The organism is Sphingobium aquiterrae, assembly GCF_037154135.1.
Lineage (GTDB): Bacteria > Pseudomonadota > Alphaproteobacteria > Sphingomonadales > Sphingomonadaceae > Sphingobium > Sphingobium aquiterrae.
This window is the reverse complement of sequence record NZ_JBANFL010000024.1, coordinates 1-14,512: the sequence shown is the minus strand read 5'-3', so window position 1 is coordinate 14,512 and position 14,512 is coordinate 1. Positions and strand designations below refer to the sequence as shown.

Annotated in this window: 14 protein-coding genes; 13 read left to right on the top strand and 1 reads right to left on the bottom strand. The window is 65.1% G+C overall.

All coding sequences use genetic code 11. The annotated features are described in order from the left end of the window. Window positions 1–427: 427 nt before the first annotated feature. From WFP78_RS20180 to WFP78_RS20140, 9 genes are all read left to right on the top strand, one after another. Window positions 428–1,630 carry a tyrosine-type recombinase/integrase gene (locus tag WFP78_RS20180; protein ID WP_336966182.1) on the top strand — a complete coding sequence of 401 codons (1,203 nt, stop codon included), beginning with the start codon at window positions 428–430 and terminating at the stop codon, window positions 1,628–1,630. Next, on the top strand, window positions 1,627–2,691 hold the full coding sequence (locus WFP78_RS20175; protein ID WP_336966181.1) for a PDDEXK nuclease domain-containing protein: 1,065 nt from the start codon (window positions 1,627–1,629) through the stop codon (window positions 2,689–2,691). Before WFP78_RS20180 ends, WFP78_RS20175 begins: the two co-directional genes overlap by 4 nt. Before the next feature lie 335 nt (window positions 2,692–3,026). After that, window positions 3,027–3,536 carry a JAB domain-containing protein gene (locus WFP78_RS20170; RefSeq protein ID WP_336966180.1) on the top strand — a complete coding sequence of 170 codons (510 nt, stop codon included), beginning with the start codon at window positions 3,027–3,029 and terminating at the stop codon, window positions 3,534–3,536. A gap of 267 nt (window positions 3,537–3,803) precedes the next feature. Beyond that, window positions 3,804–4,975 (top strand): IS3 family transposase gene (locus WFP78_RS20165; RefSeq protein ID WP_336966179.1). Its coding sequence is split into 2 segments (ribosomal slippage): window positions 3,804–4,059 and window positions 4,059–4,975, totalling 1,173 coding nucleotides; the frame shifts between segments, so codons are not numbered across the junction. 117 nt (window positions 4,976–5,092) lie between these two features. Further along, window positions 5,093–5,443, top strand: a complete 351-nt coding sequence (locus WFP78_RS20160; protein ID WP_336966178.1) for a DUF2958 domain-containing protein — start codon at window positions 5,093–5,095, stop codon at window positions 5,441–5,443. Between the two features lie 65 nt (window positions 5,444–5,508). Next, entirely contained in the window at window positions 5,509–5,787 is a 279-nt protein-coding gene (locus WFP78_RS20155) for a hypothetical protein (RefSeq protein WP_336966177.1), read from the top strand. A 694-nt stretch (window positions 5,788–6,481) separates the two neighbouring features. Continuing rightward, a complete protein-coding gene (locus WFP78_RS20150) occupies window positions 6,482–7,312 on the top strand; it encodes a DUF932 domain-containing protein (RefSeq protein ID WP_336966175.1) in 831 nt (276 codons plus the stop codon). After that, window positions 7,273–9,456: a ParB/RepB/Spo0J family partition protein gene (locus WFP78_RS20145; protein WP_473829058.1), complete on the top strand. Its 2,184-nt coding sequence runs from the start codon at window positions 7,273–7,275 to the stop codon at window positions 9,454–9,456. The genes WFP78_RS20150 and WFP78_RS20145 overlap by 40 nt, the downstream gene beginning before the upstream one ends. A gap of 810 nt (window positions 9,457–10,266) precedes the next feature. Next, the gene (locus tag WFP78_RS20140) at window positions 10,267–10,581 is read left to right on the top strand and encodes a DUF736 domain-containing protein (RefSeq protein WP_049445269.1); all 315 of its coding nucleotides are present in this window, start codon (window positions 10,267–10,269) and stop codon (window positions 10,579–10,581) included. Between the two features lie 301 nt (window positions 10,582–10,882). Here the strand turns inward: WFP78_RS20140 and WFP78_RS20135 are convergent, their stop codons facing one another. Further along, entirely contained in the window at window positions 10,883–11,215 is a 333-nt protein-coding gene (locus tag WFP78_RS20135) for a helix-turn-helix domain-containing protein (protein ID WP_473829057.1), read from the bottom strand. A 280-nt stretch (window positions 11,216–11,495) separates the two neighbouring features. Here WFP78_RS20135 and WFP78_RS20130 point away from each other — a divergent pair, with 280 nt between their 5' ends. The 4 genes from WFP78_RS20130 (at window position 11,496) to WFP78_RS20115 (ending at window position 14,230) form a co-directional block, all read left to right on the top strand. Further along, window positions 11,496–11,846 (top strand): DUF2958 domain-containing protein, encoded by a 351-nt coding sequence (locus WFP78_RS20130; protein WP_336966168.1) that lies wholly within the window; start codon window positions 11,496–11,498, stop codon window positions 11,844–11,846. Between the two features lie 344 nt (window positions 11,847–12,190). Beyond that, the gene (locus WFP78_RS20125) at window positions 12,191–12,961 is read left to right on the top strand and encodes a DUF2285 domain-containing protein (protein WP_336966166.1); all 771 of its coding nucleotides are present in this window, start codon (window positions 12,191–12,193) and stop codon (window positions 12,959–12,961) included. Window positions 12,962–13,073: 112 nt separating this feature from the next. Continuing rightward, window positions 13,074–13,358 carry a helix-turn-helix transcriptional regulator gene (locus WFP78_RS20120; protein ID WP_336966165.1) on the top strand — a complete coding sequence of 95 codons (285 nt, stop codon included), beginning with the start codon at window positions 13,074–13,076 and terminating at the stop codon, window positions 13,356–13,358. Window positions 13,359–13,384: 26 nt separating this feature from the next. After that, a complete protein-coding gene (locus WFP78_RS20115) occupies window positions 13,385–14,230 on the top strand; it encodes a replication initiator protein A (protein WP_336966234.1) in 846 nt (281 codons plus the stop codon). Window positions 14,231–14,512 lie beyond the last annotated feature (282 nt).

Below are 14,512 nucleotides of genomic sequence, written 5' to 3'. Positions count from 1 at the left end.
GAGAAGGTCAGGAAGCGGCCATGGCACAAGGGGATTCCCCCGGTGCCATGGCCGTTTGCGTGACACGCTTCATCGCATCGCCGCAGATAAAATCAGTAAGGGGTTGAAACCTATCGGCCTCTCCCCTAAATTCGGATCATACGGTGCACCTGCCCCCCTTTCGGGTGTGTCGTATGGGCGTCTCCCCCCTTTGGAGACGTCTCCTCCCTGAACCTTGGCCGCCCCATGCTCTGCATGGGGCGGTTTTTTCATTTCACCATGACTCCAGCACCGAACTTCGCTGGACTACGCCGAAGCCCGATACAGCAGGTTTATCAATAACTTAGGCGAGTTCAACATATGCCGGTTCTTTCCGAAACCTGACCCAACTTCCCTGCTGGTGGCCCCTATGAGGCTCTTGGGAATCGGGTCTTTCCGAGGAGTCATCATGGCAAAGATCAAGCTCACCAAGTCCGCAGTCGATGCGGCACAACCCCAGGCGCAGGCTGTCGAACTCAGGGATACCCTGGTGCCCGGCTTCTTGTGCAAGATTACCCCATCGGGCCGCAAGGTGTTCATGCTCCAGTACCGGACGAACGCCGGCGAGCGCCGCAAGCCCGCCTTGGGTCAGTACGGGGAACTGACCGTCGAACAGGCCCGCTCGCTGGCTCAGGAATGGCTGGCCCAGGTGCGCCGGGGCGGCGACCCGGCCGCAGACAAGGCGCAGGCGCGCAAAGCGCCCACGGTCAAGGAGCTTTGCACGAAGTTCATGGAGGACTACTCCAAGCTGCGCAACAAGCCCAGCACCCAGGAAGGCTATCAGAGCGTCATCGACCGCAACATCGTCCCGATGATCGGCCGGATGAAGGTTCAGGACGTGAAGCGCCCGGACGTGGCCGGGATGATGAAGAAGATGACGCACAAGCCGGCCGACGCGAACCGCACGTTCAGCGTCATGCGCCGCATGTTCAATCTGGCCGAGGTGTGGGGCTACCGGCCCGACGGCACCAATCCGTGCCGGCATGTCCCGATGTTCCCCAACGGCAAGGCCACCCACCTCATTAGCGACGAGGACATGGGCAAGCTGTTCCGTCATCTTGAGCATCTGGAGGCCGAGAGACTGGAGAGCTACGTCATCCCGCTCGCGATCCGGCTGCAATTCGAGTTCGCCGGCCGTCGCGGCGAAATCGTCACGCTCCAATGGGATTGGGTGGACTTCGAGAACCGGCGCGTCGTCTGGCCCGACAGCAAGACCGGCGGCATGTCCAAGCCCATGAGCGAGGAAGCCTATCGGCTGCTTTCGACGGCACCGCGCCGGGACGATTGCCCGTATGTGCTGCCGTCCCCGAACCATCCCGGCCAGCACCTGACCACGGGCGAGTATTACAACGGCTGGAGCCGTGCGCTCAAGGCCGCAGGCGCGGCGCATGTAGGCACGCACGGCATCCGCCACCGCTCGGCGACCGACATAGCCAACTCGGGCATCCCGGTCAAGGTCGGCATGGCGCTGACCGCGCACAAGACCGTGGCGATGTTCATGCGCTACGTCCACACCGAGGATGACCCGGTGCGCAAGGCGGCCGAACTGGTGGCGAACCGGCGCAAGACGATCACCGGCGCCAAGCGGCTCCCTGCGGAGGCAACGGCATGAGCAGGCGCAAGGCATCCATTGCGTCACCAGCAGCACCAAAGGCGCTGGTGGGCGACATTCGGGCACTGATCGAGGCGTCGCGCCAGCGCGCCGCCTCGGCGGTCAATGCGGAACTGACCTTGCTGTTCTGGCGCGTCGGCCAGCGCATCCATACGGAAGTGCTGGCCGGTCAGCGGGCCGGGTACGGCGAAGAAATCCTGCCGTCCCTGGCCGCACAGCTTGTCCACGACTACGGGCGCAGCTTCGCGGACAAGAACCTGCGCCGGATGGTGCAGTTCGCCATCGCCTACCCCGACGAGCGAATTGTCGTTTCACTGTCACGACAATTGAGCTGGTCGCATTTCGTGGCACTGATCCCGCTGAAAGACCCGCTTCAGCGAGACTACTACGCGCAGATGACCAGCGCCGAACGCTGGAGCGTGCGGACGCTGCGCGAGCGCATCGACTCGATGCTGTACGAACGCACGGCCCTGTCCCAAAAGCCGGAGGAAACCATCGCGCAGGAACTGGCGACCCTACGCGATGTGCAGCGCATGACCCCGGCGCTGGTCATGCGCGACCCGTACATCCTCGACTTCCTGGGCCTGCGGGATAGCTGGCAGGAAAGCGACCTTGAGGCGGCCATCATCCGCGAAATGGAAGCCTTCCTGCTGGAGCTGGGCGCGGGCTTCTGCTTCGTCGCCCGGCAGAAGCGCATCCCGATTGACGACGAGGATTTTCACCTTGACCTGCTTTTCTACAACCGAAAGCTGCGGCGGCTGGTGGCGGTGGAGTTGAAGATCGGCGAGTTCAAGGCAGCCTACAAAGGGCAGATGGAGCTTTACTTGCGCTGGCTGGACAAGCACGAGCGGGAGCCGGAAGAAGCCTCGCCGCTGGGGATCATCCTTTGCACCGGCAAGAAGCGCGAGCAGATCGAATTGCTGGAGCTGGATAAGTCGGGCATCCACGTTGCCGAGTACCTGACCAGCTTGCCGCCGCGTGCGGTGCTGGGCGAGAAGTTGCAGCAGGCTACCGAGCGGGCGCGGTTGCAGATCGAGCAGCGCAAGCAAGATACCGAGTAGCCCAAACAGCATTCGTGCGTCCCGGCGTGCCGCCGTCGGGTTCGCGGGCTGCGCCCCGCGCTTCGTGCCGAATCGCGGCCATCCGGCTTTGACCCCTGACGCCTTCGGCCCTGGCGGGCCTGCGCGCTCCGCTTGCCGAAACCCGAGTGTGGGCAGTGGGCGGGTGTGGGCGGTCTTGCTGTTCCCTTCACCGTATCACGGCGTTCTCGCCGTCAATGACTGCGCGTGCTTCGCACGCTTGCGTCCTGGCGGCCGTCTTCGATCGTTGACTGCTTGCGCTGCGCCGTGAGGGCGACGGTTCCGGGCAATTCCGCCCGAGCAACCGGAGCACGATCATGTCGCAACTGTCCTTTTCCTCGTTCGATTCCTCGCTGATGGTGCGTGATGCGCAGGGCCGTTACCTGCTGGCAACTGCCGAGCAAATTCTGGAGGCCGCGCGCCAGGCCATCGAGCGCAAGATGCAGCGCGGCACGTCGTTCACGTCGCCGGCGGCAGTCAAGGAGTACCTGCGCGCCAAGCTGGCCGGCTTCGAGCATGAGGTGTTCGCGGTGCTGTTCATGGACACGCATCATCGGCTGATCGAATACGCCGAGATGTTCCGAGGCACCATCGACGGCGCATCGGTGTATCCGCGCGAGCTGGTCAAGGAGGCGCTGCGGCTCAACGCGGCGGCGGTCATCATTTCGCACAACCACCCGAGCGGCAATCCCGAGCCGAGCGGTGCCGACAGGGCATTGACCCAGCGGCTCAAGGAGGCGCTGGGGCTGGTGGACGTGCGTGTGCTGGATCACATCATCGTCGCGGGCACCGACACCACATCATTCGCCGAACGCGGCTTGATCTGACGAAGGGGCTTCGGCCCCTATTTGCTGCGCCCGGCGCGGGCCGGGCGAAAACGCTGCCTCGAAAATCCGAGACAGCGTTTCGGAAATTCATCGGCCTGCATGGAGGTATGGGGCGGTCTTGCTGTCCCCTTCATCGTGCCACGGCGTTCTCGCCGTCAAGGGCTGCGCGCCGATGGCGCTTGCGTCCTCGCGGCCGTCTGCGACTGACCTTGCCCCCGAGAACCGGATCCCTTGCTGAGTGGTTGAATTCAGACAAGGAGAGCGGATGTGAAGAAGGCGACGAGAGCGAAGTACACGCTGGAGTTCAAGCTCGAGGCGGTGCGGCTGGTCAAGGGCGGGCAGAGCATGGCGGCGACGGCGAAGATCCTGGGCATCGCCGAGCAGACGCTGCACAACTGGATCAGGGCCGACAAGGATGGTCGGCTGAGCGGAGCTGGCACCAAGCCGGTGAGCCCCGAGCAGATGGAGATCGCGCGGCTGCGAGCTGAACTGGCCCGTGTGAAGATGGAGCGCGACATCCTGGGAAAAGCGACGGCGTACTTCGCGAAGGAGCGGGGGTGAAGTACGCCTGGATCGAGCGGCACCGCAATCACTGGCCGGTGTCGCTGAGCTGCGAGGTGCTGGGCGTGAGCGCCAGCGGGTATCACGAGCACAAGCTTCGATCGGCCAAGCCGCGACGCCACATCGGCGACGACGCGCTGCTGGTGCACATCCGCGCTGTGCACGCCCAGACACGTGGCGAGTACGGCTGGCCGCGGGTATGGAGGGAACTGCTCGCAGGTGGCATCCGCGTGGGCAAGGAGCGAGTGCGCAAGTTGATGAAGCTGCACGGCATCAAGGCGCGAGGCAAACGCAAGTTCAAGGCGACCACCGACAGCAACCACAAGCTGCCGGTGGCCGAGAACCTGCTCGACCGCCAATTCACGCCAGCGGCACCTGACCGCGTGTGGACGAGCGACATCACCTACGTTGCGACCGATGAAGGATGGCTGTACCTGGTCGTGGTCATCGACCTGTTCAGCCGTCAGATTGTGGGCTGGTCGATGAAGCCACACATGAAGCGCGAGTTGGTCATCGATGCTCTGCGCATGGCCTGGTTCCGACGCCGGCCCGAGCCCGGGGTGATCTTCCACTCCGACCGCGGCAGCCAGTACTGCAGCGACGACTTCCAGCGGGCGCTGACCGAGTACGGCATGCGCAGCTCGATGAGCCGCAAGGGCAACTGTTGGGACAATGCGCCGACCGAGAGCCTGTGGGGCTCGCTGAAGGTCGGCAGGCTGCACGGGTGCCGGTTCGAGACCCGGCGCGCCGCGATGGACGAGATCGTCGACTGGCTGACGTTCTACAACCACCGACGACTTCACTCGTCGCTGGGCTACGTCAGCCCGATGCAGTTCGAACGGGCTTGGCTTGCCGCCCAGGCAAGGCAGGCCGCGTGATGGTCTCAGCTATGGGATCCGGAGAACGCGGGCAAGGTCAGACCCCTGACTGCTTGCGCTGCGCCGTGCCCCGGAAGGGTCGGGCAATTCCGCCCGGCATCCTTTCAGGAGTTCACCATGAACCACGCACTCATCACTGACGAGCGGCGCATCGTGCTGCTGGCCAACGGCCGTGCATCGCTGGAAAACCCGCACTTCGATCCGGCCCCCGTGGTCAAGCTGTTCACGCCGGATGCCGGCGCGACCTGGCTGCTGACCGAGATTGATCCCGATGACCACGACCACGCCTTTGGTCTTTGCGACCTGGGCCTGGGAATGCCGGAAATCGGTTGGGTCAGCTTGAACGAGCTGGCGACCGTGCGCGGCGGGCTGGGCCTGTCGATCGAACGCGATCTGTCTTTCCGCGCCGAGAAGCGGTTGAGCGCCTATGCACGCGAAGCGCGGCTGGCCGGGCGTGTCGTTGTCTGACCCGGCCCTTGGAGCGCCGCAAGGCGCTCCATGTGTTTTCTCGACCATCACAGGAGATCAATGCCATGAGCAGCCATCAAGATTGGGTCATCGAAGTTTCAGCGCAGCACGACGCGCACAAGCCATTCGCGCCGGAGAACGGCGAGCCGCTGCGCTTCAAGATCGGCGACGCGGTGATCTACACCAACGACTTCGGCGCACAGTTCCATAGCCGCGTCACCGGGTTTTATCAGCCTGCCGGGCCTTGCGGGCTGTACGCGCTCGGGCGGCGCTATTTTCTGGATTCGTCCTCACCGTGGATGCCGGTTGCGGAATCCAGCCTGCGCCCTGACGACGCGGCTTGATGCCTTCGCGCCCCTTCCGGGGCGCTGCGCGCTTCGCTTGCACTCCAGGGGAAGGCCATGCGGCCATCCCCGCCGCGCTGCGCTTGGCGCCCCTCAAAGCCCGCCGCCCCGGCTGCGCCGGCGCGGCAACACCTGCATACCATCGGCATTTCATCCTGAGCATCCGGCCCATGCTGTCCATCGTTGATTGCATGGGCGTCCCCGGCCAAGAAACATGGCCGGTCGCGCTGTCGTGCTGCGCATCGAACCCCCTTCGGGGTTTCGCCCCTGACGGGCTTCCATCGTTCCCTCGCTCCGCTCGGCTGACGCCTACGGCCCGGCTTCCAGCTTCGGGCCTGCGCGCTTCGCTTGCGTGCGGTTCGGCACACAGGGACGGCCGTTGCCATGTCCAGCCGTCTCCCCTGACTTCATCACCTTCTCCGCGACCGTAGCCCGCTCCCGTGGGCCGTCAAGGCGCGCAGGGCCGTGTCCTCGGCTGCGCCTGCGGGCCGCACCAACCCTGCGCTTGTCTCCTTGACGGCCCCCGTCCACGCGCTCCTTTGGCCGCGGGCGATGAACTCAGGAAAGACGGTGGCAACAGGGCCAACCGGGTTCCTCGTGCCAACCGCACAGAACAGCCGAAAGGCTGGGCTTCCGAATCTAGGAATCCGGTGTGCGGTTTGAACAGCAAACCCTTTTCGTCAGGAGAAAGACCATGCAACTCGCATCCCGTTTCGCTTCCCGTTCCCCCTCGCTGCGCAGCGATTACCCGCTGACCGATGACCAGATTCACCGCGTAGCGCCGTCCATCTTCGCGGACGCGCCGCATGAAAGCCGTTCGCAGCGGTACGCCTACATCCCCACCGCCGCCGTGCTGGCCGAGCTTCGCAAAGAAGGATTCCAGCCTTTCATGGTGACGCAAACCCGCGTGCGCGATGAAGGCAAGCGCGAGCACACCAAACACATGCTGCGCCTGCGCCACGCCAGCCAAATCAACGGCGCGGAAGCTAACGAAATCGTGCTGCTGAACTCCCATGACGGGACGAGCAGCTATCAGATGCTGGCCGGCATGTTCCGGTTCGTGTGCAGCAATGGCCTTGTGTGCGGCGACACCGTGGCCGATGTGCGCGTGCCCCACAAGGGCGACGTTTCCGGGCACGTCATCGAAGGCGCTTACGAAGTCTTGCGCGGCTTCGACCGGGTGAAGGATTCCCGCGATGCCATGCGCGCGATCACGCTGGACGAAGGCGAAGCCGAAGTATTCGCCCGTTCCGCGCTGGCCTTGAAGTATGACCCCACCGACAACAAGCCCGCGCCCATCACCGAATCGCAAATCCTGATGCCGCGTCGGTTCGATGACCGCCGCCCGGACTTGTGGAGCGTGTTCAACCGCACCCAAGAAAACCTGACCAAAGGCGGATTGCATGGCCGCAGCGCCAACGGACGCCGCCAGCAAACCCGCCCGGTGCAGGGCATGGATTCCGATGTGCGCCTGAATCGCGCCCTTTGGATGCTGGCCGATGGCCTGCGCCAGTTGAAAGCCTGATTCCCGACGCAGCAGGGGCAGGCAGCAGCCCTTGCCGCTTCCTTCGCTGCTGCATCCCTGAACCGATAGGAGCTATCACCATGAACGCCGTTACCCAAACCGAAGCCCGCGCCCTCAACACCGCCGCCGCTATCCCGCTGGAAGCCGCTGACCCGACCAAGAACCTGATTTTGGTTCCGCTTTCGCGGCTGGTGTTGCGCCCTGCTGGCCGCAACGTGCGCAAGACCCCGCGCATGTCTATCCCCGAACTGGCCGCAAGCATTCAGCGTGTCGGCCTGCTGCAAAACCTCATCGTCATTGCCGCCGCCGATGGCGAGCATTACGAAGTGGTGGCGGGTGGCCGTCGCCTCGCCGCGTTGAAGCTGCTGGCGAAGAAGCGCCGCATCAGCAAGGAATGGGAAGTGCCTTGCCTGCTGGTGGCCGATGGCACGGCCCGCACGGCCAGCCTCACCGAGAACGTGCAGCGCGAAGCCATGCACCCCGCCGACCAGTTCGAGGCATTCGCCGCGCTGGTGGCCGAAGGCCGCCCCATCGAGGACATAGCCGCCGATTTCAGCGTGTCCCCGCTGGTGGTGCAGCGCCGCTTGAAGCTGGCGAACGTCTCGCCTCGCCTGCTGGCCGACTATCGCGCCGAAGCCGTGACGCTCGATCAGTTGATGGCGCTTGCCATCACCGACGACCACGTCGCGCAGGAAAGCGCCTTCTACGACGCTCCGACGTGGCAGCGCAACCCTTCCCAATTGCGCGACCGCCTGACCGAGCGCGAGACTGACGCATACCGGCATCCGCTGGTGCGTTTCGTGGGGCTGGACACCTACGAAGCCGCAGGCGGCGGCATTCGCCGTGACCTGTTCGCGGAAGGCGATGCGGGCGTGTATCTGACCGATGCCGCGCTGCTGGAACGGCTGGCGCAAGACAAGCTGGCCGGTATCGCCGCCGAGGTGAAGGCCGAAGGTTGGGCATGGGTGGATGCCACGCCCGCCGTGACCCATGCCGACCTGCACGCCTTCCAGCATGCGCCGAGGGAGCGCCGCGAACCGACCAAGCGCGAAGCGCAGCGCATCGAAAAGCTGCAAACCAAGCTGCACGAACTGGCCGCAGCCGTGGATGACGCGCTCGATGCCGAGGACGAGGAAAAGGCCGATGCCTTGCAGGAAGAAGGCGAAGCCGTGGGCGAACAGTTGCAGGCGCTGGAAGATGGATTGAAGGACTACAGCGCGACCGCGAAGGCCGCAGCCGGTGCCATCGTCACCATCGACCGCAACGGGCAGGCCGTGATTCATCGCGGGCTGCTGCGCGAAGCCGAAGCCAAGGCGCTGCGCACGCTGGAACGCTTGCGGCAGGGTTTCGGTAGCGAAGGCGAAGCCGCGAACGACGACGAAGGCGAGGACGACGAACAACCCAAGACCGCCGCCATGTCCGACAAGCTGGCGCAGCGGTTGAGCGCCCACCGTACCGGCGCACTGCAAATCGAAGTCGCCCGGCATCCGCAAGTCGCGCTGGCCGCGCTGGTGCATGGCATGGTGCAGACCGTCTTGCAGGGCAGCCACTACGGCCACGACTTGCCACTGGGCGTGAGCCTGAAAGTGCAAGACCGGCTGGAAGGCATCGCCCCGGACATACCGGATTCGCCCGCCGCCGTGGCGCTGCGCGAGTTGCAGCAGGTCGCAGGCGAAGGCTTGCCGGAGGACAGCGCCGAACTGTTCGCCGTGCTGCTGGCGAAGTCGCAAGATGAACTGGTGCGGCTGCTGGCGGTATGCGTGGCCGTCACGGTGGACGTGGTAACGCCCCGCGCTGCGCAGCGCCAGCCCGGCGCGGAACTGGCGCAGGCCGTGGGGTTGGATATGACCGCATGGTGGAAGCCCACCAATGAGGGTTATTTCCAGCACATCCCGAAGGCCGTGATTCTGCAAGCCGTGGGGCAGTTCGCCCCGGCGCACGTCACCCGGCTGGCGAAGTTGAAGAAGGGAGACATTGCCAGCGAAGCCGAACGGCTGGCGGACGGCACTGGATGGATGCCCGCCATCTTCGCAGCCGAAGCCACGCAGCAGCAGGCCGCGCAGGATGTGGCGACGGAAGCGGAAGCCGACACCACGGACACCGCCGCCGTGACCGATGAACCGGCCGAGGCATTGGCTGCGTGACCCTGCACCGATGAGCGCCCTGGTTCCGACCGGGGCGCTTCACCATTCCATCAACGCCAGCCCCAGGCCGTTCCGCCCTGGGGCTGGTGGTCAAAAAACCGGACGCGGCGACGGCCGCGCCCGGTTTCAAGGCCCAAAGCCACAACGCCCCTTCGCCGCCTTCGGGCAGGTGGCGAAGGGGCGACGCACAAGTGGCCCTTATGCGCGGAAAAACTCTCGAAGCCCATAAGTGCGTCGGCGCACAGCACCGACGACATTCCGAACGCGCCCCGCCGCAATGGGCGGGGCTTGTGGGGCTACGCCTCGGCTTGCTGCGACAGGTTGCACGAATGCGTGCCGTCCTCGACGCTGGCAGTTCGTCGCCTGTACGTCACGAAGGACGGTTCACCGACACGCCGCCCGGCCTTGCAATGGAGCCTCCACGCCACGCCTCACACAAGAGGCCACCTGCAACGTCAGGGGCGCCTGCGCCCTTGTCGCCGGTGTTGTCCTTGCCGTGTCAGGGCGTAGGCCGGTGAAGCCGTCGCGCGGGGATGCCGAGTCGGCCATGTCTCCATTCGGGAGCGGGCGGCCAGTACGTCCTTGTGTTGTTGTGAATCCTGGCGGTGGCTGGGCTTCATGGCCGCAACCTTCCAGCGAAAACAATTTCCCCTGCGCTGCGCGCATTCCTCGCGGGACAAATTCTTTTCGCTTCCAGGTTCTCCACAGTGTTGCGACCGCTGCGCGGTGCGGCCAGCCCATCCCCCGCCGGACGGATCACAACAAGGACGCACTGGCGCGACCTTGTTCAACCCGAAAGGAGAAATCATCATGGCAAACATCGGCACCTTCACCGCAGAGAAAGACGGCTTCACCGGCCAGCTCCGCACCCTGACCCTCAACGTCAAGGCCAAGCTGGTTCCCAACGACAAGGGTGAGAACGAAAGCGCCCCGGACTTCCGCCTGCAAGCGGCCGGCCACGACTTCGGCGCGGCGTGGAAGAAAACCAGCGAGGCCGGGCGGGATTACCTGTCGGTGGCCATCGACGATCCTTCGTTCCCGGCAACGGTCTATGCCCGCCTGATCGAAGGCGAGAACGGCACGCATGACCTGATCTGGTCGCGCAGCAAGCCCAAGGCGGCCTGACGGCCGCCCACCGCGCCCCGTCCATTGCGGCGGGGCGCGGTGCTGCTGATCGCAGCACCACACGCACCGGGTTTCGGCGGTTGCCTCATGCCCGGCATGTCCAGGGCCGGCATCGCATTGGCGATGGTCGGATGATTCAACGCCCGTAGCAGCAAGCACAAGATGGCGTGTCGGCGCGTTGCGCCGCCGGGCTTTCGGGCTTGCGCCCCGTGCCGGCAAGCCGTCACGGCCATGCGGCTTCAATCCCTCACGCCTCCGCGCCTGCGGTGCTGCGCGCTCCGCTTGCGGAAATCCAGACGCGCTACAGCGCGTCGCGCTCTTTCAGCACGGCCTCGAACTCCTGGCGCACCCGCGCCAGCAGCTCGTCTGCCTTGCGCGTGTCGTCGCCGGCGTAGGCCAGCGTCAACAGCGTCAGCGGATGCACTTCCATGACCTCGCATAGTTCGGTCAGCTTGTGCAGCGTCGGACTTTTCAGATCGCGCTCCAGCGTACTCATATAGGTGCGGCTGGACACGTCGGAGAACGCTTCCTGGCTCAAGCCTCGCGCCTTCCTGACTGTCCGTATTGCCGCTGCTAATGAGTGTTTCGCTGCCACTAACTTGGTTTCCCCACAAAAACCAAGATGACAGTCCATTGCGCCCTATAGAGCTACAATCTATAGTGTTCATTCATGGCTGACTGGCCCGCTTTCGTGCTTTTACGGAATTCCGCATGTGTGGATTTCGACAGAACCGGGGAATCGCATCCGTGTCTTTCCGGCTTCCTACAATCCCGCTTACGCGCTTGCGTTCTTCTACAGATGCGATGGTTTGCGCATCCGTGCTTGCGCACGAAAGCACGGAAACGGTTTGGCGGTTCCGTGCTTCGACGGAGAAGCGCATCCGCGCATCCTCGGTTTCGTGGAGGTTCCGGCCATGACCCTGCCCCTTCTCACCGCCGACGAACGCGCCCGGCTGCTGGCCCACGGCGCCGCACGCGCTGCCGGCCAAGGCATCGACCCGATGCCCGTGGTGCGGCTGTTCACCCCGGATGCGCACGCGACCTGGCTGCTGGTATCGCTCGATCCTGCGGATGGCGACACGGCCTACGGCCTGATCGACCTCGGCATCGGGATGCCTGCGCTGGGGACGGTCAAGCTCTCCGACCTGGCCGGCATCGTCGGGCCGCGCAAACTGCCGGTGCGGCGGGATCGGTATTTCCAGGCGGTGCGCCCGCTGTCGGCGTATGTCCGGCTGGCGCAGGAGAACGGTTCGATCACGGACTGATGAACGCCAGCGCAGTCCGGCCAGCCAGGGCGCATTGAGACTATTTCAGTCTTACTCAAGACCGGACAGGTCTGGATCGGCATTGATGCACCGAAGCGGTGCCAGCCTGATGCAAACAGTCATGATCTTTGGCAAGGACTGCGGCACGGTATCCGATGCCGCGTACCATTTCCGGGTTGTGCGGCCGTCGCATTCAGACGATTTCCGCAACACGCCGGAGCCAAACGGTCTTGACACCGACAGTTACAGCTTAACCCGATCTTGATGACGACCTGATGGCGATTCGATAGCTCCCGCACGGCGGAATCCGTGGCGACGCATCCCAAGCACAGGGAGGTTTTGCCATGACTGATCGCAGCGCCGAACACTGGTATCCGACAGCGGCCTATCTCTACGTCCTGCACCTCGACGGCCCCGCGCTGGCCTGGGAATATCTGCGCAGGAATCCCGGCTACCGCCGCGACTGGCTGCGCCGTCGCCGCTGGCCGGACGCGGCGCAGGCGTGGGGCCTGCGCCTGCTGGAAGACCCGGCGCTGGATGCGCGCGACGCGCATCCGGCCTGGTTCCCCGATCACGATGCGGTGGTGCAGCTCTACCCGGATGACGATCCGCCACCCGAAGCCCATGCCTTCGAGTTCTGGGGCGTACCTGGCCGCAAGGAACTGATCCACGACGGCAAGCGCCTGGTGCTGGTGTCACGGTGGCCCGGCTGCTGCCTGCGGCTCGCGCTCGGGCCGGGCCTGGAAGATGGCATGGCCTACCTCTACGCTACCCGCGCCTGCGCCACACCCTGCACGCGCTATCGCACGCTCGCGGCCGGGCTGGCCGCCCTGGCCGTGGCCACGGTCGCCGCGCCTGCGGCGGCGGCCCGTTCCCGGCCTACGCCGGCCGCGTTGCTGGAACTGCATACGCTCCAGGCGCTCGACGCGACCCTGGCGGGCGCGTCCTTGCGCGAAATGGCCGAAGGTCTGTTCGGTGCGGATGCGGTCGTCGCAGACTGGCACACCGACAGCGCCTTGCGCGCCCGCGTGCGCCGGCTGGTGCGTCGCGGCGATGCGTTGATGCGCGGCGGCTACCGCCGCCTGGCACAGCTTCCGCCGCTGCCGTTTCAGTAGGGGGGGACGTTTCGCAGCCCCCGCAGATCGTCCCTTCGCGGGGTGCCGCGCTTTCTTGAAAGTGCCTCTATCCGACCGCGTGTTGCGGCCGGGCTTGATGGAGGTTCATCCCATGCGACCTGTTCCCTTGCGGCCTGCCGCCGCTGCTGGCGCTGCGCCTGCGCAGCCCCAACGCTACCTGACCAACGACGAAGCCGCCGAGTACCTGCGCCTCAGTCCCCGCACGCTGGAGAAACAGCGCGTGGTCGGCGGCGGCCCCAAGTTCCGCAAGTTCGGCCGGCGCGTCATGTACGCCGTGAGCGACCTCGATGCCTGGGCCGACCAGCGCAGCTACGAGGCAACGTCCGACCCGGAATATGCCGAACGCCATGCGGGCGACTACCGTGATGGCCGCTGATCGTCGGCGCGTGGGTGGCCTTCGCCATGTCCAGCCCGCCAGGGCAAGCCTTGCCGCAGCGCGAACAGCTCGACCTGTTCCGTGCGCTGCCGGGCGACATGGCACCCCGCGACAGCCAGGACTTGATGGCGTTTCCGTTCTTCTCGCTCGCAAAGTCACGGCGCATCGCGCCGATCGACTTCCGCGCCGGCGGCATCACCATCCGCGTGGAAGGCACGGCCGAGCATGGCATCGCAACGATATGGGATGCCGACGTGCTGATATGGGCTGCCTCGCAGATCGTGGAGGCGCGCGACGCGGGCTTGCGCCCGTCGCGCTGGATACGCGCCACGCCCTACGAGATCCTGCGCTTCATCGGGCGCGGCACGTCCCTCAACGACTATCTGCGCCTGAAAGCCGCGCTCGACCGGCTGCAATCGACCAGCATTGCCACGTCCATCCGCGAGACGACCGGCCGGCGGCTGCACCGCTTCTCATGGATCAACGAATGGCGCGAGCTGGCCGACGCCAGCGGCATGCCGTTGGGCATCGAGCTGATCCTGCCGGACTGGTTCTATGCCGGCGTGCTCGACGCCGCGCTAGTGCTGACCATCGACCCGGCGTACTTCCGCTTGAAGGGCGGCATCGAACGCTGGCTGTACCGCCTGGTGCGCAAGCACGGCGGGCGGCAGGAACACGGCTGGCAATTCGACTTCCGGCACCTGTATCGCAAGTCCGGCAGCGCGGCGCGCTACTCGGACTTCGCCTACGACCTGCGCGCGCTGGTCGCGCGGCAGTCGCTGCCCGGCTACGTCCTGTGCATCGAGCGAATGCCGGACGACGGACAAGAACTGCTGACCTTCCGGCCCGTGCTGCACACGGCACGGGGATAACTGCGGGAAAAGGTGTGGACGGCCTCGTGCTATCAGGAGTACCGGGTATCGTGCTATCGGGAGTACGCCTATCGTGCTATCAGGAGTACGAAAACGCCGGAAAGCCAATAACGGCGCGGGTTTGCGGACCCTCTAACTTCCCTAACAAGAAATACATAACTTTTAGTAGAAGCGCGCCGTTTCGGTGGACAACCACCAAACGGCACTGTCGTTTTCCCCCAAAGCGGAGACTGGGGGCGTCTCGTGACTAGTTTCCCCCTTAAAGCGGAGACTGGTTGCCCT